General features: G+C 27.6%; 17 protein-coding genes and 1 pseudogene. 12 read left to right on the plus strand and 6 right to left on the minus strand.

What is annotated here, in order from left to right:
• Positions 1 to 303 precede the first annotated feature (303 nt).
• The 8 genes from KGF45_RS07380 to KGF45_RS07415 all read left to right on the plus strand — a co-directional run bounded on the left by KGF45_RS07380 (position 304) and on the right by KGF45_RS07415 (position 8,879).
• Positions 304 to 1,011 (plus strand): response regulator transcription factor, encoded by a 708-nt coding sequence (locus KGF45_RS07380; protein ID WP_227828149.1) that lies wholly within the window; start codon positions 304 to 306, stop codon positions 1,009 to 1,011.
• Positions 1,005 to 2,315, plus strand: a complete 1,311-nt coding sequence (locus KGF45_RS07385) for a sensor histidine kinase (protein ID WP_227828150.1) — start codon at positions 1,005 to 1,007, stop codon at positions 2,313 to 2,315. Before KGF45_RS07380 ends, KGF45_RS07385 begins: the two co-directional genes overlap by 7 nt.
• A gap of 115 nt (positions 2,316 to 2,430) precedes the next feature.
• Positions 2,431 to 3,114, plus strand: a complete 684-nt coding sequence (locus tag KGF45_RS07390; RefSeq protein ID WP_227828151.1) for an ABC transporter ATP-binding protein — start codon at positions 2,431 to 2,433, stop codon at positions 3,112 to 3,114.
• Entirely contained in the window at positions 3,107 to 5,491 is a 2,385-nt protein-coding gene (locus tag KGF45_RS07395) for an FtsX-like permease family protein (RefSeq protein ID WP_227842105.1), read from the plus strand. The genes KGF45_RS07390 and KGF45_RS07395 overlap by 8 nt, the downstream gene beginning before the upstream one ends.
• A gap of 387 nt (positions 5,492 to 5,878) precedes the next feature.
• Complete coding sequence (locus KGF45_RS07400; protein ID WP_227842107.1) at positions 5,879 to 7,021, plus strand: pyridoxal-phosphate-dependent aminotransferase family protein; 1,143 nt, start codon at positions 5,879 to 5,881, stop codon at positions 7,019 to 7,021.
• Positions 7,022 to 7,046: 25 nt separating this feature from the next.
• Positions 7,047 to 7,571, plus strand: a complete 525-nt coding sequence (locus tag KGF45_RS07405; protein WP_227828154.1) for an ECF transporter S component — start codon at positions 7,047 to 7,049, stop codon at positions 7,569 to 7,571.
• A gap of 99 nt (positions 7,572 to 7,670) precedes the next feature.
• Positions 7,671 to 8,489 (plus strand): helix-turn-helix domain-containing protein, encoded by an 819-nt coding sequence (locus KGF45_RS07410; RefSeq protein ID WP_227828155.1) that lies wholly within the window; start codon positions 7,671 to 7,673, stop codon positions 8,487 to 8,489.
• Positions 8,490 to 8,567: 78 nt separating this feature from the next.
• Complete coding sequence (locus tag KGF45_RS07415) at positions 8,568 to 8,879, plus strand: antibiotic biosynthesis monooxygenase (RefSeq protein ID WP_227828156.1); 312 nt, start codon at positions 8,568 to 8,570, stop codon at positions 8,877 to 8,879.
• 101 nt (positions 8,880 to 8,980) lie between these two features.
• Here KGF45_RS07415 and KGF45_RS07420 read toward each other — a convergent pair whose 3' ends face one another.
• The 4 genes and pseudogenes from KGF45_RS07420 to KGF45_RS07435 form a co-directional block, all read right to left on the minus strand.
• A complete protein-coding gene (locus tag KGF45_RS07420; RefSeq protein WP_227842118.1) occupies positions 8,981 to 10,984 on the minus strand; it encodes an alpha-amylase family glycosyl hydrolase in 2,004 nt (667 codons plus the stop codon).
• Positions 10,985 to 11,146: 162 nt separating this feature from the next.
• Complete coding sequence (gene recX / locus KGF45_RS07425; RefSeq protein WP_227432519.1) at positions 11,147 to 11,785, minus strand: recombination regulator RecX; 639 nt, start codon at positions 11,783 to 11,785, stop codon at positions 11,147 to 11,149.
• Between the two features lie 182 nt (positions 11,786 to 11,967).
• On the minus strand, positions 11,968 to 13,131 hold the full coding sequence (locus tag KGF45_RS07430; RefSeq protein ID WP_227842355.1) for a transposase: 1,164 nt from the start codon (positions 13,129 to 13,131) through the stop codon (positions 11,968 to 11,970).
• Positions 13,103 to 13,732: pseudogene (locus KGF45_RS07435) on the minus strand (IS607 family transposase). Before KGF45_RS07435 ends, KGF45_RS07430 begins: the two are co-directional and overlap by 29 nt.
• A gap of 341 nt (positions 13,733 to 14,073) precedes the next feature.
• On the opposite strand from KGF45_RS07435, the gene nadD reads away from it, so the two are divergent.
• The 4 genes from nadD (at position 14,074) to leuS (ending at position 18,574) form a co-directional block, all read left to right on the plus strand.
• Positions 14,074 to 14,763, plus strand: a complete 690-nt coding sequence (gene nadD, locus KGF45_RS07440) for a nicotinate-nucleotide adenylyltransferase (protein ID WP_227828158.1) — start codon at positions 14,074 to 14,076, stop codon at positions 14,761 to 14,763.
• On the plus strand, positions 14,764 to 15,336 hold the full coding sequence (yqeK, locus tag KGF45_RS07445; protein ID WP_227432521.1) for a bis(5'-nucleosyl)-tetraphosphatase (symmetrical) YqeK: 573 nt from the start codon (positions 14,764 to 14,766) through the stop codon (positions 15,334 to 15,336).
• A gap of 116 nt (positions 15,337 to 15,452) precedes the next feature.
• A complete protein-coding gene (gene rsfS, locus KGF45_RS07450; protein ID WP_227828159.1) occupies positions 15,453 to 15,803 on the plus strand; it encodes a ribosome silencing factor in 351 nt (116 codons plus the stop codon).
• A gap of 350 nt (positions 15,804 to 16,153) precedes the next feature.
• Complete coding sequence (gene leuS / locus KGF45_RS07455; RefSeq protein WP_227842120.1) at positions 16,154 to 18,574, plus strand: leucine--tRNA ligase; 2,421 nt, start codon at positions 16,154 to 16,156, stop codon at positions 18,572 to 18,574.
• A 126-nt stretch (positions 18,575 to 18,700) separates the two neighbouring features.
• Here the strand turns inward: leuS and KGF45_RS07460 are convergent, their stop codons facing one another.
• Positions 18,701 to 19,696, minus strand: a complete 996-nt coding sequence (locus tag KGF45_RS07460; RefSeq protein WP_227828161.1) for an asparaginase — start codon at positions 19,694 to 19,696, stop codon at positions 18,701 to 18,703.
• 120 nt (positions 19,697 to 19,816) lie between these two features.
• Complete coding sequence (gene aspD, locus KGF45_RS07465; protein WP_227828162.1) at positions 19,817 to 21,445, minus strand: aspartate 4-decarboxylase; 1,629 nt, start codon at positions 21,443 to 21,445, stop codon at positions 19,817 to 19,819.
• Positions 21,446 to 22,018 lie beyond the last annotated feature (573 nt).

The following is a 22,018-nucleotide window of genomic DNA, read 5'->3' on the forward strand; positions in this document are numbered from 1 at the left end:
ATCTATTTATTAATAAATAGATATTGAGTCTTAGATAAAATATAAACTTAAGCAAAGGTAATTGGATGTTTAAATACTGGATTATCTTTGTTTTTTTATATTTAGTATAGTAATATCCAATCAATAATTGTACTCTTGATTAAAAATAAATATATTATTAACTTATTATTGGTATGTTTATTTTATTATCTAAGTGTGTAAAATCTTCTTGGTGATTAAAAAATATTTATAAATTGTCAAATAAAATGGCTTAGTTAGTATGATATAATTTAGCTAGTATACATAATAATGGAGGGGAAAAGCATGAATAATATATTACTTTTAGAAGATGATAAATCTTTAAATAGAGGGATTAGCTTTAAATTAAAAAAAGAAGGATACAATGTTTTTAATACATTTAGTATAGAAGAGGCAAGAGGTATTTTTTTTAAGGAGGATATAAATTTAATTATTTCTGATATAGGTCTACCAGATGGAAGTGGGTTTGATTTTTGTGAGGAGATTAGAAAGAAAAGTGATGTTTACATAATAATGCTTACAGCGCTTGATGAAGAAGTGGATATTGTTACAGGTTATGATTTAGGAGCAGATGATTATATTACAAAGCCATTTAGTTTGATGGTGTTAATCTCAAAAGTAAATGCATTTATGAAAAGGGTAAACACAGTAAAGAATTATACTTTATTGGTTTGTGATGATTTGTTTTTTTATTATATAGAAAATAAATTGGTTATAAAAAATGATGACAAAGAAGAAGAAATAATTTTAAGTAAAACGGAAACTAAACTATTAAGATATTTGATGGAAAATTCAATGCAAGCTTTGACTAAAGAACAACTATTAGAATCTTTATGGGATAGTAGTGGTAATTTTGTAGATGATAATACAGTCGCAGTAAATATAAGAAGACTTAGACAAAAAGTAGAAAAAAATCCTTCTGAACCTAAGTATATAAAAACAGTAAGAGGAGTGGGATATATATGGGGAGAAAGGAGTATAAAAAAATGTTAAAAGATATAAATATCAAAGATAATTTGAGCATTAAAGAAGATTATATAATGAAAAAGGTTGTTATATATTCTATTTTATCTATGCTTGTAGTAACACTTGTATTTATATTTTTTGAATACAATAGACTATATGACTTATATGAATATCAAATAAAAAATACTCAAAGTATTGCAGGTATGTTGATTGAAAAATATCCAGATGATGAGGTAGATATAATAAAGTCTATTTATAACTTTGACTATAGCAAGGCAGAGGTTGGAGAAAAAGCACTTGAAAAATTCGGATATGGGCTAGAAAATAAAATGTCAAATGATAAAAACTTTGGCATATATTTAAAATCTTTTTTTAAAGAATCAATTTTTGTTTTTTTAATAATGTTTATAGCTGTTACAGGAATAATATATTATTTTATAAGATATATAAACAAAAGATTAAGCAAGATTTATTTTATAGTGGAGCAAATGTCACAAGAGAATTATTTAAAAGAAGGTACCAAGTTAGATAGTTCTGGATATTTAGTAGAATACAATGAATATTTTAAAGAGGGTACATTTAGTAAGATTAACAACTGTCTGTATGAGTTAAATAGGAGCTTAAAGATAAAGTTTATTAAATTAGAAAAAGAAAAAGAAAGTGTAAAATCATTGGTAACAGATATTTCCCACCAATTAAAAACTCCTTTAGCATCATTAAAATTATACAATACATTACTTATAGAAGAAGATTTAGACGAAGATGAAGCACAGGAATTTTTATTGACTAATAAAAATTCTATAAATAAATTGGAAAATTTAATAAATTCTTTAGTCAACATATCAAGGTTAGAGATTAGTATGATAAGCATAAAAAAAGAAGATAATGACATAAAAAGTACTATTTTAAATGCTATAGAAAGTGTAACTCCTAAAGCAAGAAGTAAAAATATAACATTAAAATTAAGTGAATTTAATAGTAGAATTATACCTCATGATAAAAAATGGACTGAGGAAAGTATTTTTAATGTACTAGATAATGCTGTTAAGTATACAGAAAGAAATGGAGAAGTAAATATATCTATAGAAGAGACTGTAAACTATTTTAAAATCATAATAGAGGATAATGGTAGAGGAATTGTAAAAAACGAATTTAATAATATATTTAAACGTTTTTATAGAGGAATAGATGAAGAAATTGAATCCATAGAAGGTAGTGGTGTAGGATTGTATTTGAGTAGAAAAATTTTAGAAGAACAAGGTGGTAATATTATGGTATCTTCTAACCTAGGAAAAGGAAGTAAATTTTCTTTGTTTCTTACAACTATGTAATGTTTACTGAAAGGAGAATGTAATCCTCTACATATATTATATAAGTATAAACAGCTCCACAAATTAAAAGTAAATGATTAAGGAGCAACATAACTTAGAGTGAGGGGATAATTTTATGAAAATATTATATACTGAAAGTTTATCAAAACATTATGGAAAAGGAGAAAGCCTAGTAAAAGCTTTAGATGATGTAAATTTAGAAATAAATGAAGGTGAATTTGTAGCTATAATAGGTAAATCTGGTTCTGGAAAAAGTACATTATTACATATGATAGGTGGTCTTGATATACCTACATCTGGCAAGGTATACATTGATAATAAAAACATATTTACATTGAAAGAAGAAGAACTTGCCGTATTTAGAAGAAGAAAAATAGGCTTTATATTTCAAAGTTACAATTTGATTCCATCTCTTAATGTGTGGGAAAATGTAGTATTACCAATAGGTCTAGATGGAAGAGCTGTGGATGAAAACTTTATAAGAGACCTTTTAAAATCTTTGGGACTTGAAAATAAACATGATGTTTTACCAAATACATTATCAGGAGGTCAACAACAAAGAGTAGCAATAGCAAGAGCTTTGGCAACAAGACCAGCTATAATACTTGCTGATGAACCGACTGGAAACTTAGATTCTAAAACATCAGATGAAGTTATGAGTATACTAAAGTCCATGTCTAAGAAATATAGTCAAACTTTAGTTATGATAACTCATGATGATAGTATAGCTCAAATGGCTGATAGAGTTATATTTATAGAGGACGGCAAGGTATCAAAGGTTGGTGACAAAAATGATTAATACTACTAAAATAGCAAAAAATAATGTAAAACAAAATAAATCAAAAAGTATATTAATAATAATCACTATAATACTTTCAACATTGATGCTTTCATCTATAGGTATTTATATTGTCGATACAAGAGAATATCAAAAGGAAAATACAATAAAGTATGCAGGAAATTATCAAGGAGTATTAGCAAATGTAAATGAAAAACAAGCTGACATATTAAGTAATCACGCAGATATTGAGCTAACTGGAAAAATGAATGGAGTAGGTGTTGAGAAACTAGAAGATGATACAACTATTTCATTATCATATATGAATGAAGAGGGCTTAAAATTAAATAATTTTGAATTTATAAAAGGAAAATTACCAACAAAAGAAAATGAAATAGTACTAGATAGTGGAGCTTTAAAAGCATTAGGTCATGGTCAAAAATTAGGTGAAAAAATAAAAGTAGCTTATGATGATTATAAAAGCGACAAAAGAATGGAAAAAGAATTTATAATAACTGGAATCTTAGAAACTAGTGAAATATATGAAGCAGGAAAGTATTATTCTGCTATTATATCAGAAACATATATGAAAAATACTAGAGATATGTCACAAGAAGATTTCAATATATATGTTAGATTAAAAGATAAGAGCGATTTATCTATAGAACAGGCAAAAGAAAAATTAAATAAGATTGCTAATGATATAGGATTAGATACTAATAATGTACTTGTAAATGAAAATTATATAAATGCTTTAAAACCAGATATGGAAACAATTATGGGTGGAGTTTTTATAGGCTTAGTAATTGTATTATCTAGTATTTTGGTAATATATAATATATTTTACATCTCAATAGTTACCAAAGTTCAAGAATTTGGAAAACTTAGAGCAATTGGTGCAACTAAAAAACAAGTAAAAACGATAGTGTTTAAGGAAGGCTTTATATTAGCTGGGATAGCAATACCAGTAGGAATAATTTTAGGCTATGCACTTGCAAATATTATAATAAAATCATTTATGGATGTAGATGTAAAATCATCACAATTACCAGTGTTATTATTAGTTGTGGTAATAAGTTTTATATCTGTTGTTTTATCACTTTTGAAACCAATGAAAGTAGCTTCAAAAGTATCTATAGTTGATGCAGTAAGATATACTGGAAATGAAATAAGTGGTAAAAAGAATAGAAAAGGGCATAAAAATATAAATTTAAAGAACTTATCAAAAGCGAATTTAGAAAGAAATAAAAAGCGTACTTATATGACATTGACATCTCTTATATTAAGTGGAACTATATTTATAACAGTATCGACTGCTTTAGAAAGTTTTAACGCTGAGAAGATGGCTAGAGAGCATTTCCCTTATGATATAGAAGTTAGATTTACTGGATATGAAATGAATAGCGACAAGAATCCTGAAAATAATTTGAATATTCTACAAATGAATAATCCATTAGGTAAAGATTTTTTAAATCAAATAAAGAGTATAGAGGGAGTCAAAAAAACTGAATTAGGAAACTCTGTAAAAATTGGAATGGAAGATTATAATGTTGAATTTGAACATGACCTTTTACAGAGCATAAACGAAAATGATGTGAATTCATTAAATAAAAATCTAATAGATGGAAAAATAAATTTTGAAAGGTTACAAACAGGAGATGAAATAGTCATTACTCACCTTGATACAGCAAAAGAAATGGGTGTAAAGGCTGGAGATAAAATAAAATTAACTCTATATGATGGAGATAAAGAGATAAAAAAAGAATTTAAAGTTCAAGCAATAGCTATGGGAACTCCAAGTTTTGGGATAGGAAAAGATTTTATAGATAGAACTTTGAAATATGACACAACAAGTACCATTGGAATATATACTGAAGAAGGAAAGTATCAAGAAGTTAAAGACACTATAAAGAAAATTGCTAAATCTAACGGATATTTAGAAACGGATTTTATAGATAGTAGAATCGAATCAAATAAGGCTACAATCTCATTTATAAAAATAATGGGCTATACTTTAACTGGTATAATAGGTGTTATTGGATTTATGAATCTTGTAAATACAATGATAACTAGTATAGTTACTAGAAAAAAAGAACTTGGGATGCTTCAAGCAATTGGACTTACTAATAAGCAATTAGTAAAAATGCTTAATTCAGAAGCTATATATTACACTTCTAGAATGATGATAGGAAGTATCGTCTTTGGAGGTACGTTAGGATACTTTGCAGTTGTATTTTTAAGAAAAACTGGATTATCATATGCAACATACGCTTTACCAATAGTACCAATTTTATTTATGGTTGTATTTATCCTTATAGCTCAATTTATAACAACTTACTTAATAGGAAGAAGTTTTAACAAAGAATCTCTTATTGATAGAGTAAGATATAGTGAATAAAAATGTATAGAAAGCTATATTTAATTTTTAAACAGAATTAGAGAAAATATAAAAATAGAATTAAATTAGGTTGATAATATATACAAATACAGGGCAAGTGGCTTAAATGTTCATATGTCCTGTTTTTTGTCGTTTTTATTGTTATAAAATTTTTATTAATATAACTTATCAATTTAAGTGGTAAGTGATAGTGTGTTTAACGTTCAGAAGATTGTTATCAGAAAAAATGTATAGATTTAAGTAGTAAATAAGAGTATGTTTAATATTCAGAAGATTGTTATTAGAAAAAAATGTATCGGTACAATTTTAAAAAAACTTAAAATTGTACCCTAAAAAATGAAAATTTTGTATAATAATCGTATAGAAAATAAAAAGGAGCTGATATATATGAATAATAAAATCAATTATGCACCAGGGCCAACAGAAACTAGAGAAAATGTAAGATTAATAAGAGCAGAGAAAACAACTAACCCAGATATAGATGTTGATTTTGTTGAATTTTATAAGAAGACATGTGAAAAATTTGGAAATATAGTTGGTACAAAGAACGATATTTACATATTAAGTGGTGAAGGAATATTGGGACTTGAAGCAGCTTGTGCATCACTGACTGAGAAGGGTGATAGAGTTCTTGTAATTGACAATGGTATATATGGAGAGGGATTTAAAGACTTTGTAAAGATGTATGGTGGGGAGTATGTGCTTTTTTCAAGTGAATATACAAAAAGTATAGATGTTGATGAGCTAAGAAAGTTTTTAGAAAAGGATAATGATTTTAAATATGCAACAGTGGTTCATTGTGATACTCCAACAGGTGTATTAAATGATGTAAGTAAGATATGTCCGCTATTGAAGGAATATGGAATCTTAACTGTAGTTGATTCTGTAGCAGGTATGGTGGGAGAAAGGTTAAATGTAGATGAATCTAAAATAGATGTAATATTAGGAGGTTCTCAAAAAGCTATTTCTGCACCTGCGGGTCTTACTATAGTTGGTATAAGTCAAGATGCAAAGAATTGTATAAAAAATAGAAAAACAGACATAGTAGGTTTTTATTGTAATTTAAGTATATGGGAAGGATATTATGAAAAAAAATATTTCCCTTATACAATGCCAATAAGTGACATAATGGGTCTTGATAGAGCATTAGACAATATACTAGAAGAGGGTGTAGAAAAGGTATTAAGTAGACATGAGAAAATAGCTTCTAGTGTAAGACAAGCTGTTAAGGAATATGGTTTAGAATTATTTTTAGAAGAAGGATATTCTAATACAGTGACAGCAATAAAAATACCTGAAAGTATAGGAGCATTAAAACTTACTGATTATATGCTTGAAAATTACAATACACTTGTTGCAACATCGTTAAATCAATATATGGATACTATTTTGAGAATAGGTCATATGGGGGAAAATGCTAATCTTGATAAAATAGTTCACATATTAAATGTATTAGATAAAAGTTTAAAAGAACTAGAATTTGATGCAAATGGAAGTTTAATAGATTTATTTAATAAATATTATTTTTAGTCACAATATAAAAGGGGGATACGGTATGGAAGCTACAGCTAAACAGAAGTTTACAACAAAAGATTTGGTGGAAACTTCACTATTAATAGCGTTGGTATTTGTTGCAACTAAATTTATAAATATAAGATTGCCAATATCTATAAATGGAGGTCTTGTACATTTAGGAACAGCAATGTTATTTATATCAGCAATAGTATTTGGAAGTAAAAAAGGTGCTTTATCTGGTGCTATTGGGATGGCTCTCTTTGATTTGATATCTGGGTGGACTCTATGGGCTCCATTTACATTTATAGTCAGAGGTGTCATGGGGTATTTACTTGGAAAGATTGTATGGGCAAATGGCAAGAATGGAGAAAATTTTTTGATTAATGTAATAGGAGTAGTAGTTTCATCAATTTGGATGTTGTTTGGATATTATGTAACAGAGGTTATACTTTATGGTAATTTTATAACTCCACTTACTTCAATACCAGGCAATTTAATGCAGGTATTAATAGGTCTTATAATAGCACTTCCTATTTCTAAAGCATTAAAAAAATGTATAAGATAGATATAGAATAGATTAAGTTTTTGATAGGATAAATTATATTGTATAATATTAAGATAGAGTATATAATGATAAAAAAATTTAGGATAGAGGTTAATTACGATGTTATCAGTTACAAGGTATGCAGTTAGAAATGCTCGTTTAAAACCCTGGGTAAAGTTTATTTGGTATCTTGAGACAAAATCAAATATATTGCTAAATAATAAGTTATTGCCTACAGATAGTGTAGATATTATCATTAATCTTTCTGATGTTATGGAATATAAGATTGAAAATAAAAATTATAATGCAAGTAATATACATTTTAATGGAATAAGAGATAAACATGGATTTGTTATTCAACGTGGAAATATACGTGTTATGGGTATTTCTTTTTATCCATTTGGGCTTTATCCATTTTTAAAGATACCAATTTCAGAGTTTAAGAGTCAAATTGTTGATTTAAAACAAGTATCAGAAGGTTTTGTTGGGAAATTGGAAAGTACATTAAATCAAATATCATCAATAGAAGATATAGTTTTACATTTAGAAAAAATATTAGTATCTGTACTAGATGAAGATTTAGTTGCAAATAAGATGGTAAATCTTCTGGATTTATTTATATATAATAATCAATATAGCACTATAAAATTGTTTTGTGATGATATGAACATAAATATTAAAACGTTAGAAAGAGCTTGTTTAAAATATACTGGATATACACCTAAAACACTAAGGAAAATATATAGATTTAAAATGGCAAGCAATCAGCTCATTTATAACTCTAAAAATAATGACTTAATTGACCTGATTTATGAAAATGAATATTATGACCAAGCTCATTTTATTAAAGAATTTAAACAGTTTTCAGGAGTATCGCCAATTAAATTTATTAATGAGCATAAAACTATTAAAGAAAATACAAAGTATAACTATTTATAATTATATTGTCGATTTTTTACAATACCTTTAATTTACTTCTTGTTATGATGTAAGAAATATAAATTGGAGGGTTTGTATATGAAAATTATTACAGAAATAGTAGAATTTAATGTGGAAGAGCATTTATCAAAAGATGCATTTGTAGAGATTGTAAATGATTTAGAAATAAATTTTCACTCTGTTCAATCGGGATTTATTGATACTGAGCTTTTATATGACGAAAAAAATCAAAAATGGATTATGATACAACACTGGGATTCTATGGAAAATCTTAAAAGTGCTTCTAGTAAAATGTTTAAAAATATATCTACTGAAAAATTTAGAAATGCTTTAAAGACACAGACTGTTAAGATGAATATAATGCCACAAATTAAAAATTGGAAGTTATAATGTCAGATGTAAAAAATAATTAAGTAGCAAGAAAATAAATTAGCCAAATAACATTTTGTATCAAAATCAAAATTGTTATTTGGCTTTTAGTAGTTATTTATCTAGATAGTATTATTTAAAAGTACTATTGCTGTGCGAGATGCAATAGGTATTTTAGAAGATGGAGGAGTAGAAGTAAAATAGATATCGTAGTCTATTAAGTTTTCTGGTCTTGTTTTTCCTCCAAATTCTATCATATCAGTACTTAATACTGTCTTGTATTTTTTGTCTTGGAACTTTGATATGTCTACTGATTGCATCAGATTAGGATGAAAATTAAATATAAATAAATATTTATCCTTACTGTATATTAAAAGTTTTTTCTCATTATCCATATGTACAAGTTCATAGCTATTCTGTGTAAAAATATCACTGTATTTTGTAAGTTCAAGCATAGATTTATCAAAGTTTAATAGTTGTTTATATTTTAAGTTATCATTTTCTGAAAGACTCCATTGTCTTCTAGCATATTTATAACTCCAATTGTTTCCTTCACGTGGAAAATCAATCCATTCAGGGTGTCCAAATTCATTTCCCATAAAATTTAGGTATCCTTCACCAGCTAGAGAAAATGTTGCTAATTTAATTAGTTTGTTTAGAGCCATAGCTCTATTAATAATATGATTATTTGAGTTTATTTCCATATTCCAGTACATTTCTTTATCTGCTAACCAAAATATAATTGTCTTGTCACCAACTAATGCTTGGTCATGAGATTCACAATATCCAATGTTTTTTTCACCAGGGCGTCTAGTAGTAAGCTCGTGCCACATTTTGCCTAAATCCCAATTTTCATCATAAGAATTTGAAATAGTCTTTATCCAAAAATCAGGTACTCCCATTGCTAATCTATAGTCAAAGCCAATTCCACCATCTCTTATAGGTATACACATTCCAGGCATTCCACTCATATCTTCTGCAATGCTTATTGAATTAGGTTTGATTTCTTTTATTAGTTCATTTGCAAATTGAAGGTATGTTATAGCTTCCATATCTGTGTTTGTACTGAAATACTTTTTATAGCTGTCAAATGAAACTCCAAGACCATGGTTATGATATAGCATTGAGGTTACACCATCAAATCTAAAACCATCAAAATGATACTCATTTAGCCAAAATTTTATATTTGAAAGTAAAAAATGAATTACCTCAGGTTTACCGTAGTTAAAGAGCTTTGTTCCCCAAGCAGGGTGATTACCTTTTGAACCTGAATGGAAAAATTGATGCTCACTTCCATCAAATTCATTTATTCCCTCTAAAGTATTTTTTACAGCATGAGAGTGAACTAAATCTAACAAAACAGCAATTCCCATTGAATGAGCCGTATTTATAAGATTTTTTAAGTCTTCAGGTGTACCAAACCTAGATGAAATTGCATAAAAGTTTGAAACTTGGTATCCAAAAGAAGCATAATATGGATGTTCCATGATAGCCATAAGTTGAATAGTATTGTATCCAGCTTTCTTTATCCTAGGAAGTATGTTTTCAGTAAATTCATTATAAGTTCCAATAGATTCTTTTTCAGTAGCCATACCTATGTGACATTCGTAGATTAAAGGAGAAGTTATGTTTTTTAAGTCAAATTCATTATCAGTCCAACTAAATCGAGTTTTTGGTTGCCATATCTGCCCATTAAAGTTACCAGAATCTTTTTGTATTACCCTCTTTATGTATAATGGTATACGGTCAAATATTTCACCATTTGCAGTGACCTGTACCTTCACCTCGGATTTATGAGGTAAGCTGTTTTTATCAGGTATGAAAATTTCCCAATTACCAGAATCTATTTTTTTTAGAGGATGGGATTTTCTACTCCAATTATTAAAGTCACCAATTAATGATAAACTATCTGCATTTGGAGCCCACTCTCTATAAAACCATCCATCATTTGTTTGATGGAATCCATAATAAAGATGACCATTTGCAAAAGAACTAAAATTTTCACAGTTAGTTAATATTTTTGCTTTTACATCTTCATAGTGTTTCATTCTTTTTTTTATGTCAGACTCGAATGGTTGTAGGTAAATATCAACATCTAAAATTTTAAATCTTTTTTGACTTTTCATTTGATTTCCCCTCCATAATAAATATTATATTTTAATAAAATAATACTTATCTCATACTATCTTCTCTATATAATTGATATATATTATATAATCCTAATAAAAAGCTTAAACCACCAATAATTAGTTTCATAATTTACCTCCTTAGTATATTTAAAAATATACTTATATATCAGATTCATCAAAATTTAAAAGTTTATTTAAAACTCTTTTAATAATATCATAATCAAAGCCTTTATAGGAAAGATGTTGAGAAATTTTTTGATATATTTTCTTTTTATCTTCTTTTTTTACTCTCTCATATCTTTTTTTTGCTAGATACATGGCATTTTCAAATTCAGTATCTTTGTCTAATTCTGATACTGCTTCATCAATTGCACTTCTCTCAATACCTTTATTGTATAAATTTTGTTTAATTCTGTTTTTACCACATTTGTTTAAATTAACGTTGGTATTAACTATTTTCTGAGCTAATATATTGTCATTTACAAGATTATAATTTTTAAGAAAATCTATAACTCTATCAATTGTATCTTCCTCAAAATCTGCTGATAGTTTTTCTTTCATTTTTTTTTCAGACTGGTCAGCACGAGATAAAATATTTAATGCTTTATTTTTAGCTTTTATATACATCTCATCATCTAAAATAGATTTTAATTCCTCTTCATTTACTTCATTTCCTTTTTTTAAATTAAATGTATAAACAAGTTCTTTAAATATAGCAATAAAAAATTTATCATCAACATAAATATTTACTCTATCATCATTTCTTTTTTGTTGTTCTATTTTTGTAATTATACTCATAATTCCTGCTACTCAAAATATGGTCAAATATATCCATATCGAGATTTTTCCTTCTTCACTGAACCTCGCCTTGCCTAAGCTACTACGATTTGGTATAGTTCTCCAAAGGCTTAAATTCCGAAGTTAGCCCTCCGTACATATATAAGTACTTTTAAGCCACGTGTGGGCGAATCACTTTGATTTTAAGCTATCTTATATTTTTTAGCATTTTTAAGATTAAGACTTGCATTTAAATCTCTATCAATAGATAATCCACATTCACATTTGTACACTCTATCTTTAAGTTTTAAACCTTTATTAACCTCTCCACATTGGCTACAAGTCTTTGATGATGGATACCATCTATCAGCTACTCTAAGTTCTATATTATTTTGTTTGCACTTAGCAGTTAGTTTAGTTCTAAATTCAAAGAACTTTTGACTTGATATAGCCTTTGATAAATGCTTATTCTTCATCATTCCACTAACATTTAAATCTTCAATAGTTATATAGCTTGGCTTTTGCTCTGTTACCTGAAATACTGTTTTATTAATATAATCAGTTCTTATATTAACTAATCTTTGATGAATTTTTTGTACTTTGGCTATCTGTTTTTGGATATTTTGACGAGTAGCTACTCCTTCTTTTATATTTTTATTTCTTACTTTTAAACTCTCATATTTTCTTGAAAGTTTTCTTTGCTCTCTTTTTAATTTCTTTTCAACTTTTTTGATAGTTGAAGTCTTATTTATATTTTTAAATTTACTTCCATTTGAACATATTGCAAAATCTTTAATTCCTAAGTCAAAACCTATTCCTTCATTAGTACATTTAGATACTTGAATATCATCTTCCTCAACTAATATAGATACATAGTATCTATTAGATTTTTGACTTACTGTACCACTTTTAACTATTGAATTTGTTGGTATATATCCAAATTCTTTTAGTCTTACCCAACCAAGAGTAGGTATTTTGACCCTATGCCTTTCAATAGTCCAATCAGTTTTGTTATTCTTTGGAAAATATGCTTTAACATCTTGATTTTTCTTTTTCTTGAATTTAGGAAAACTTTTAGTTTTTTTAAAGAAATTTTTAAAGGCTTTATCTCCATTCATAATAGCTTGTTTTGTAGCCTTAGAAGATACATCTTTAATCCATTTCATATCTTGATTATTAGGAATATATTCATTGTTTAACCATTTAGAAAAATCCATACCGCTTATAAATTTACTTTTACTCTCATAAACTTCTTTATTGTGAGCAATATAGAAGTTATATATAAATCTACTAACACCAGTCGTTTGATGTATTTTAGATTTTTGTTCAGTAGTAGGATTAATTTCTATTTTGTATGCTCTTTTCAACTTCTTCATCCTCTCTAATCTTTTTCTTGTATTTTCTTAATCCATATATGCGACAACTAAAACTATGAAGTATTGATATTATATCTTGAACTAATTCTTCTTGTGGTGAAAGACTTTAATTATTTACAACTATAATATCTACATTGAATTTACCTAAAAATCTCTCAAACCATTCATATCCAAATCGAATGAATCTATCTTTATGAGTTACAATAATCGTATTTACCTCATTAGTCATACAACTATCAATTAGTTTATTCCACTTTTTACGATTATAATTTAGTCCATTTCCACAATCTTCAATAACTTCATCTACTATTATTCCTTTAGCATTTGCATATTGTCTAAGAAACTCCACTTGATTTTTCAAATCATCTTTTTGATTAGAAGTTGAAGTTCTTGTATAAATAACAATTTTTCTATTTACCTGTTCTTTATGTATTCCTTTATATTCTAAATATTGTTCATAAGTATAGTATCTTCTATCTGTTGGAGTTTTAAAAGCCTTTAACTTCCCTTCAACATCCCAACGTTGCAGAGTTCTGACTGAAATATTAATTAACTCTGCAAACTTTTTTGGTTTATAGTTATTGTTTTTCATATAATCACCTCTTGACTATGATTTACTATAAATAACTATATTTGTCTATGTTTTTATTAACTAAAGATAACCTCCTTTTTTATATGTAATTATATTAACAAAAGTAACTAATAAAATTTAATAAAAAACTTATAATTATACGTTATATTTAATCTAAATTAAGACAAAATAATAAAAAGTTATTTTTATTAAAAAGTTAAGTGAAACTATGTTAAATAATTATTTTTTAAAGTGTTTTTTACCATATAAATATGATTATATACCAAAAAAAATAATTTATAAGCTTTAAGAAATAAAAAATAATGGTACAATAGTATTATAACATTAAAAGGAGACAAAATATGAGAAGTAAAAATCTAGTTCAGAAGGCAGAATTGAAAAATACTGAAAAACTAGAGAAATTTAATCGCCATAAAGGCAAAATCAAAATAGGTATATTAGGAGGTACTTTTGACCCTATACACTATGCTCATTTAGCAACAGCAGAGTTTATTAGAGATAAGTATGAAATTGACAAAATTATCTTTATACCATCAGGAAATCCACCACATAAATTAGGTATCACTACAAATAAGTATGATAGATACAATATGACACTTCTAGCAACTGAAAGCAATGAAGATTTTTTAGTTTCAAAAATAGAAATCGAAAGAAATAAAAGGACTTATACAATCGATACATTAAAATATTTAAAGAAAAAATACAAAAATGCTGATATTTACTTTATAACAGGGGCAGATGCTATTTGTAGTGTTGAAGAGTGGAAAGATGTAAAGCAAAACTTTGAGTTAGCTACTTTTATAGCTGCGACTAGACCAGGTATTAGCTTATTAAGGTCACAAGAAACTATAGAGAAACTGACTAAAAAATATAATGCTGACATTATAACAGTTTATGTTCCATCATTGGATATATCATCCACATATATAAGGGAACAGCTAAATGAAGGCAAGTCTATACGTTACTTAGTACCCGAAAATGTAGAAAATTATTTGTATGAAAATAAACTATATCAATATGGAGATGATTAAATGAACTTAGAGAATATTAACCAAAGATTAAATCAAATGCTACCAGTAGGGAGGCTTAGTCACTCAAAAAATGTTGCAGAATGTGCTGTAAAATTGTGTGAAATTTATGGATGTGACAAAGAAAAAGCTTATATAGCGGGGATGATTCATGATTGTGCGAAATACTTAAGTGATAAAGAAGTAGAGGATTATGTTAATAAGTATGAAATATACTTAGACCCAATAGAAGATGGAAACCGCTCTCTATCTCATAGTGTGATAGGGTCATACATATGTGAATATGAGTTTGGTATAGAAGATGAAGATATTATAAATGCAATTAAATACCATACAACAGGAAGAGAAGATATGTCTCTTTTAGAAAAAATAATTTACATAGCAGATTTAATTGAAGAAGGAAGAAAATTTCCAGTTGTAGATACATTGAGAGAATTAGCCTATGAAGGTAAGCTTGACGAAGCACTTTTAACTTCATTTAATAATACTTTAATGTTTGTCATTAATAAAAAAGAAGAAATACATCCAAGAACTGTTATGGCAAGAAACTACCTAATTAAAGAAAAGTTATTATAAAAATCTTATATAAAGGCAAACATATTAATAAAATTAAAGTTGACTATGTTACAAAATCGTATTAATATGTTAGAATAACTAAGTGTATTTAAATTAGGAAAGTGAGGAAATTTTATATGACAGTGGAACAAATGACAAAAATAGCATATGATGCCATAGAAGATAAGCTGGGTCAAGATACAGTTATAATAAATATAGGAAAAGTTTCTAGTTTATGTGATTATTTTGTTATTACTACAGCATCTTCTCAAAGACAAGTAAAAGCTATAGCTGGTAATGTTGAAGATGAATTAGCAAAACTAGGATTAGAGCCAAGAGGAAAAGAAGGACAAGGAACTCAAACTTGGGTACTTCTTGACTATGGGGATATAATGGTTCATGTATTTAATGAGGAAAATAGAGGATTTTATAATTTAGAAAAATTATGGAAAGATGCACCTTATATAGATATTGACACATTAGCATAAACATGATAATATATGTTATTATAGTTAGAAAATTTGAAAAATTGTATTGAATTGAATAGACTAGAGCAGTAAAAGATTATATTTTTTCAGAGAGTTAGTGTAAGGTGAGAACTAATATTATATAACTTTGAACTTACTAGATTAAAACCTATTCTCCATGGCTGGATTAAAAGCTATCTAAGAGAGTCTATAAAAGTAGGCTAATTAGGGTGGTACCGCGAAGATTTATCCTCGTCCCTAAACGTAAGTTTAGTGACGAGGATTTTTTATTTTCAAAGAATTATTTGGAAATTATAAGTAAATAATATTAAACAAAGTAGTTGAACGCAACTAAAAATAGGAGGCAAAATATGAGCGTATATAATTTTAAACAAGTAGAATCGAAATGGCAAAAAATTTGGAAAGATAATAACCAATACAAAATGGATACAGCACAAACTGAAAAACCTAATTATTACACATTAGAAATGTTCCCTTATCCGTCTGGAAAGATACACATGGGACATGTTAGAAACTATTCTATAGGTGATGTTGTCGCAAGATTCAAAAAAATGGAAGGTTATAATGTACTTCATCCAATGGGATGGGATTCTTTTGGTTTGCCAGCTGAAAATGCAGCTATAAAACATGGAATACATCCACATAAATGGACAATGGAAAATATAGAAGAAATGAAAGAACAATTAAATTTATTAGGGCTTAGCTATGATTGGGATAAAGAAGTAGCAACTTCAACTCCAGAATACTATAGATTTACTCAAGAAATATTTTTGAAATTTTTAGAACATGGTCTTGCATATAAGAAAAAATCTTATGTTAACTGGTGTCCTTCTTGTGAGACTGTTCTTGCAAATGAACAAGTTGTTCAAGGAGCATGTGAAAGATGTAAATCAACAGTATTAAAGAAAGACTTAGAACAATGGTATTTTAAAACTACTGAATTTGCAGAAGAATTACTTAATGATTTAGATACATTAGATGGATGGCCAGAAAAAGTTAAAATAATGCAAAGAAACTGGATAGGAAAAAGTACAGGAGCAGATTTAGTATTTGATATAGATGGAACTGACAAATCTATGACAGTATTTACAACTAGACCAGATACAACTTATGGAGTTACTTATATGGTACTTGCTCCAGAACATGAACTAGTTAAAGAATTGGTTGCTGGTACTGAGTATGAAGCAGATGTTGAAGCTTTTGTTCAAAAAATGCATACTATGACAGAAATAGAGAGAACAGCAGCTGATGTAGAAAAAGAAGGTATGTTTATAGGTAGATATGTTATAAATCCTTTAAATGGAAAAAAAGTTCCTCTATGGATAGCAAACTATGTATTAGTTGAATATGGAACAGGTGCTATAATGGCAGTTCCTGCACATGATGAAAGAGATAGAGATTTTGCTGAAAAATATAATCTAGATATAATAGATGTAATAACAGAAGATAATAAAATGATAAATTCAGAAGAATTTGATGGATTAGATGCTTCAGAAGGATTTGAAGGAATAATAAATAAATTAGAAAAAGAAGGTAGAGGAAAGAGAACAATTAATTATAGATTAAGAGACTGGTTAGTTTCAAGACAAAGATATTGGGGTTGTCCTATACCTGTAGTTTATTGTGATGAGTGTGGAATAGTTCCAGTTAAGAAAGAAGATTTACCAGTTCTTTTACCAACAGATGTTGAATTTACTGGAAAAGGAGAGTCTCCACTTACTACTTCAAAACAGTTTATGTCAGCAACTTGTCCTCACTGTGGAAAACCAGCTAGAAGAGAAGTTGACACTATGGATACATTTGTTGATTCTTCTTGGTATTTCTTAAGATATGTAGACAATAAAAATGAAGATGAACCATTTAGTAAAGACTTAGTTAACAGATGGCATCCGGTAGACCAATATATAGGTGGAGTAGAACATGCTATAATGCATTTACTTTATGCTAGATGGTTTGTAAAAGCATTTAAGAGTATGGGCATGGTAGACTTTGATGAACCATTTAAAAACTTACTTACTCAAGGTATGGTTCTTATGGACGGTTCTAAGATGAGTAAGTCTAAAGGCAATACAGTATCTCCTATGGATATAATTGATGAATATGGAGCAGATACTGCAAGACTTTTCGTATTATTTGCAGCACCACCAGAAAGAGATTTAGACTGGTCAGAACAAGGTGTGGATGGATGCTTTAGATTCTTAAATAGAGTATATAGATTAGTTGATGAGTTAGCATATGTCTTCAAAAAAGATGTTGAGTTTGGCGAGTTAAGTTCTCAAGATAAAGATATGAGATATACTATACATTCTACACTTAAAAAAGTTACTGTAGATTTAAGTGAGAAATTTGGATTTAACACTGCTATATCAGCTCTTATGGAATTAATAAATGATATGTACAAATATAAGGAGCTAGATAATATAAATGAAGCAGTTATAAAAGAAGGTGTACAAACAATAGTAACTATAATTTCACCATTTGCACCTCATTTAGGTGAAGAATTATGGACTATGATAGGTCAAGAAGGAAGTGTCTTTGATATAGATTGGCCTAAATATGATGAAACAGCACTAGTAAAAGATGAAATAGAAGTTGTTGTACAAGTTAATGGAAAGGTCAGAGGAAAGTTAACTGTTAGCTCAAATATATCTAAAGAAGATATGGAAAAAGTGGCTTTAGAAGATGAAAAAATTAAAGCTCTAGTTGAAGATAAAACTATAGTTAAAGTTGTTGCAGTTCCTAAGAAATTAGTTAATATAGTTGTGAAATAAATAAAAAAATAAAGCTATAAAATAAAATCCCCTTATTGCAATATAATTAAAAAATTGCAGTAGGGGGAAATTTTATTTTAAACTCTATGATATAATTTATTTTAAATTCTAAACGCAATAATATAATTAACAATAGATTCCTTTTTCAAAGAAGTCTTTGATTTCATCAATATTATTAGTCTTTCCAAGAGCTAAAATAAGTTTTATTCTAGCTTTTTGCCCTGGAAGGTCTCCACCAAATATACATCCTATATTTTTTAAATCTCTACCAGAACCAAAGTAACCATAACTATCAAATACTCTACCTGAATGGCATCTAGAAACTATAACAACAGGAAGCCCTTTTTCCCTTGCATATTCAACACCAGAAAGCATCTGAGGAGGAATATTACCTCTACCCATAGCCTCAATAACTATACCTTTATATCCACTATCAACAGCAAATCTTATAAAATCTGCATTTTCTCCAACATATGCTTTAAATAGTGCAACTTTAGATTCTACCTTATCAGTATCTATAATTGTTCTATTTACAATATCTCTTGTAAGGACAAGTTCGTTACAGTCGATTATTCCCAATGGACCACTAGTTAAAGATTTAAATGTATTTAAAGAAAGTGTATTTGTTTTAGTAGCTTCAGAAGCCAATAGTACTTCATTATTTAAAACTACAAGAACTCCTTTACCCATAGCATCTTTAGATACAGCAGTACAAACTGATGCAGATAAGTTGCTTGAACCATCATAACCAAGTTCAGAGCTACTTCTCATAGCACCTGTAACTATTACAGGCTTAATGTTGTCAATTGTAAGGTCTAGAAAATAAGCAGTTTCCTCTAAACTATCAGTACCATGTGTTATTACAACTCCTGTGATATCTTTTCTTGCCAATAAATCATTTACATAATTTTTTAATTCCATCATTCTATAAGGTGTTATGTGAGGTCCTGGAATTTCATCAAAATTAAAAACTTCAACATCTGCAACTTTATCAATGTTAGTGACCATGGATAATATTTGTTCCCCAGATAAAGTTGGTATAGCAGCACCTACTTTATCATCTACTGTCATAGATATAGTTCCACCAGTAAAAACTATGGCAACTTTTTTCTTAATACTCATAATATTCTCTGCCTTTCACAAATAAAATTTATAATTCCGATAGGATTATATCAAAAAAATTTATTTAGGTCTATATAAATTCTTTTATTCGCATAATTTAGATATTTCAGTGTACTAGAATTATTTCTTTGTTTTTTCCCATTCAGCAATATAACTATTCAATATCTCTCTTATGGCTTTCCCTATTTTAGTGTAGGCTTCATCATATAGATTTGCTAGAGATATTCTAATTGACCATTCAGGTCCGTAGAATCCATTTCCACTAAGTAAGACTACTGAATAATCGTTAGCCAATCTATAAAGTATATCTACTGGAGATGCATTCTTACTTATAAATCTGAATAAATCTTCTCCATAGTTTATTTTAGCCCATTCTTCAATATCAAACTGAGTATAATATGCAGCATTATTTTTATTTTTATTAACTGGAAGCTCTAAAGCTTCAAACAATAGTTTTTGACGTCTATGACATATACTCATATTAAGTTTTTTGTAGGCATCAACTTTATCAATTAATGCAAATGCAGAGAAAAATGACATTTGAACTTGTTGTGGAGTTGAAAGACCAGCAGTATGATTGAGAGCAACAAGTCTACTATCAGCAACAACTCTTTCCATAAATGAAAGGCTAGAAGGGTTAAGACTCATATCACTGTAACGCTTATCTACTGATTTCTTTAATTCTCCAGTTAAATCATTTATTTTTTTATCAAAAACATTCTTTTTATGAAGAGCGAATGTACCAAGTCTCCATCCTGTAACTCCAAAATATTTTGAATAAGAATAAACTCCAACAGTGTTATAAGGAAGTTTTGACATTAATGATGAAAAATCTTCTACAAAAGTCCCATATACATCATCTGATATTATCATTAAATCCTTATTATAATTTTCAATTACATCTATTAGATTATTACAAGATGTCTCATCCATAGCTATAGATGCAGGGTTGTTAGGATTAACAACAAATAAAGCTTTAATAGAATTGTCACGAAGCTTTTCTAATTCTTTCTTAGTATACTGCCATGTATGAGCACCTTTTTCATCAACCGCATTGGCGTTTATATTTACAACTTTAAAATCATATCGAGGAAGATTAGGTATCTCAAGATAAGGTGTAAATATAGGAGTCATTAAAGCTATTGTATCGCCCTTTTTTAGAAGTTCATTTGCCATTAATGAATCAAATATATAACACATAGCAGCTGTAGCACCTTCAACAGCGAATATTTCTACATCACCATATTTACCTGATATATCATATTTCATTTCTTGAACTAGATAATCATGTACTATTTTTTCCATATGAGGTAACATTCTATCTGGAAGTGGATAATTATCACCAATAATCCCATCGGCTAGTTCATGAACAAATTCATCACCATCAAATCCAAGTTCATTTATACCAAAATTTATAATATCTCTAGCTAAGTACGCTCCAGGCATATCTATATTTTCATTTATATATTTAAAGAATCTTTCCTTAATGCCCTTTTTTTGAGGCATACCAGCTAAATGACCTAAATCCCAATTAGAACGGGTTTCAGTAATCGCAAAATGACCAAAAGTGAAAAAAGCTTCTCTAGCAGTTGAACAAGTCCAATTTGGATTTCCACGACCTGCATCAAGCAATTCTCTATGATTTTCATTTGCAGTATGTTTCGCAATATCTATTAATTTGTCCTTAAATTCAAAAGGACTTATTTTTCCATATATGTTTTTGATTTCTTTATAAGTATTATTTTTCATGTTTAATTCCTCCTTATGTAATAAGTTTCACATTTTTATAATAAAATAAACAAGTTCCTAAAATGATTATACTTTAATTATAATAGGTTTATAGAAAAAGTAAAGTATAAAATTAAAATAATAACTCTATTTAGCTTTATAAAATGTATGTTAAAAGATAAAATACCTTTTAATAAAAAATGATTACTATATAAAATAAAACTCTAATTTAACTTGCATTTTATTTTTTTTATTTTATTTGTTGTAAAAGGTATAGTTTTATTATTATGAAAATGTATAAAATAAAACTTTCTTTTTGTTTAAAGTTGTTTATAAAAATATTTTAGGTTAGATTGGTAATATTAATGTTATTAAAGAAAATTAAAAAAACAATTTTTAATTAAACAAAATAATATAAATATAAATTTTAGTAAAAATAATAAAGAATAAACTGTTATTTTGATAAAAAAGTAAAAATTATTTTAATATTATCATTTAGTGTAATGTAACTCAATTGAATATATATGTTTATTGTATTCAATTGTTGTATTTTTAGTTTTTTTGTGATTAATTAAAAAATTATAAAAATCGTTT

This window comes from Clostridioides sp. ZZV14-6154, assembly GCF_020657785.1.
GTDB lineage: Bacteria > Bacillota > Clostridia > Peptostreptococcales > Peptostreptococcaceae > Clostridioides.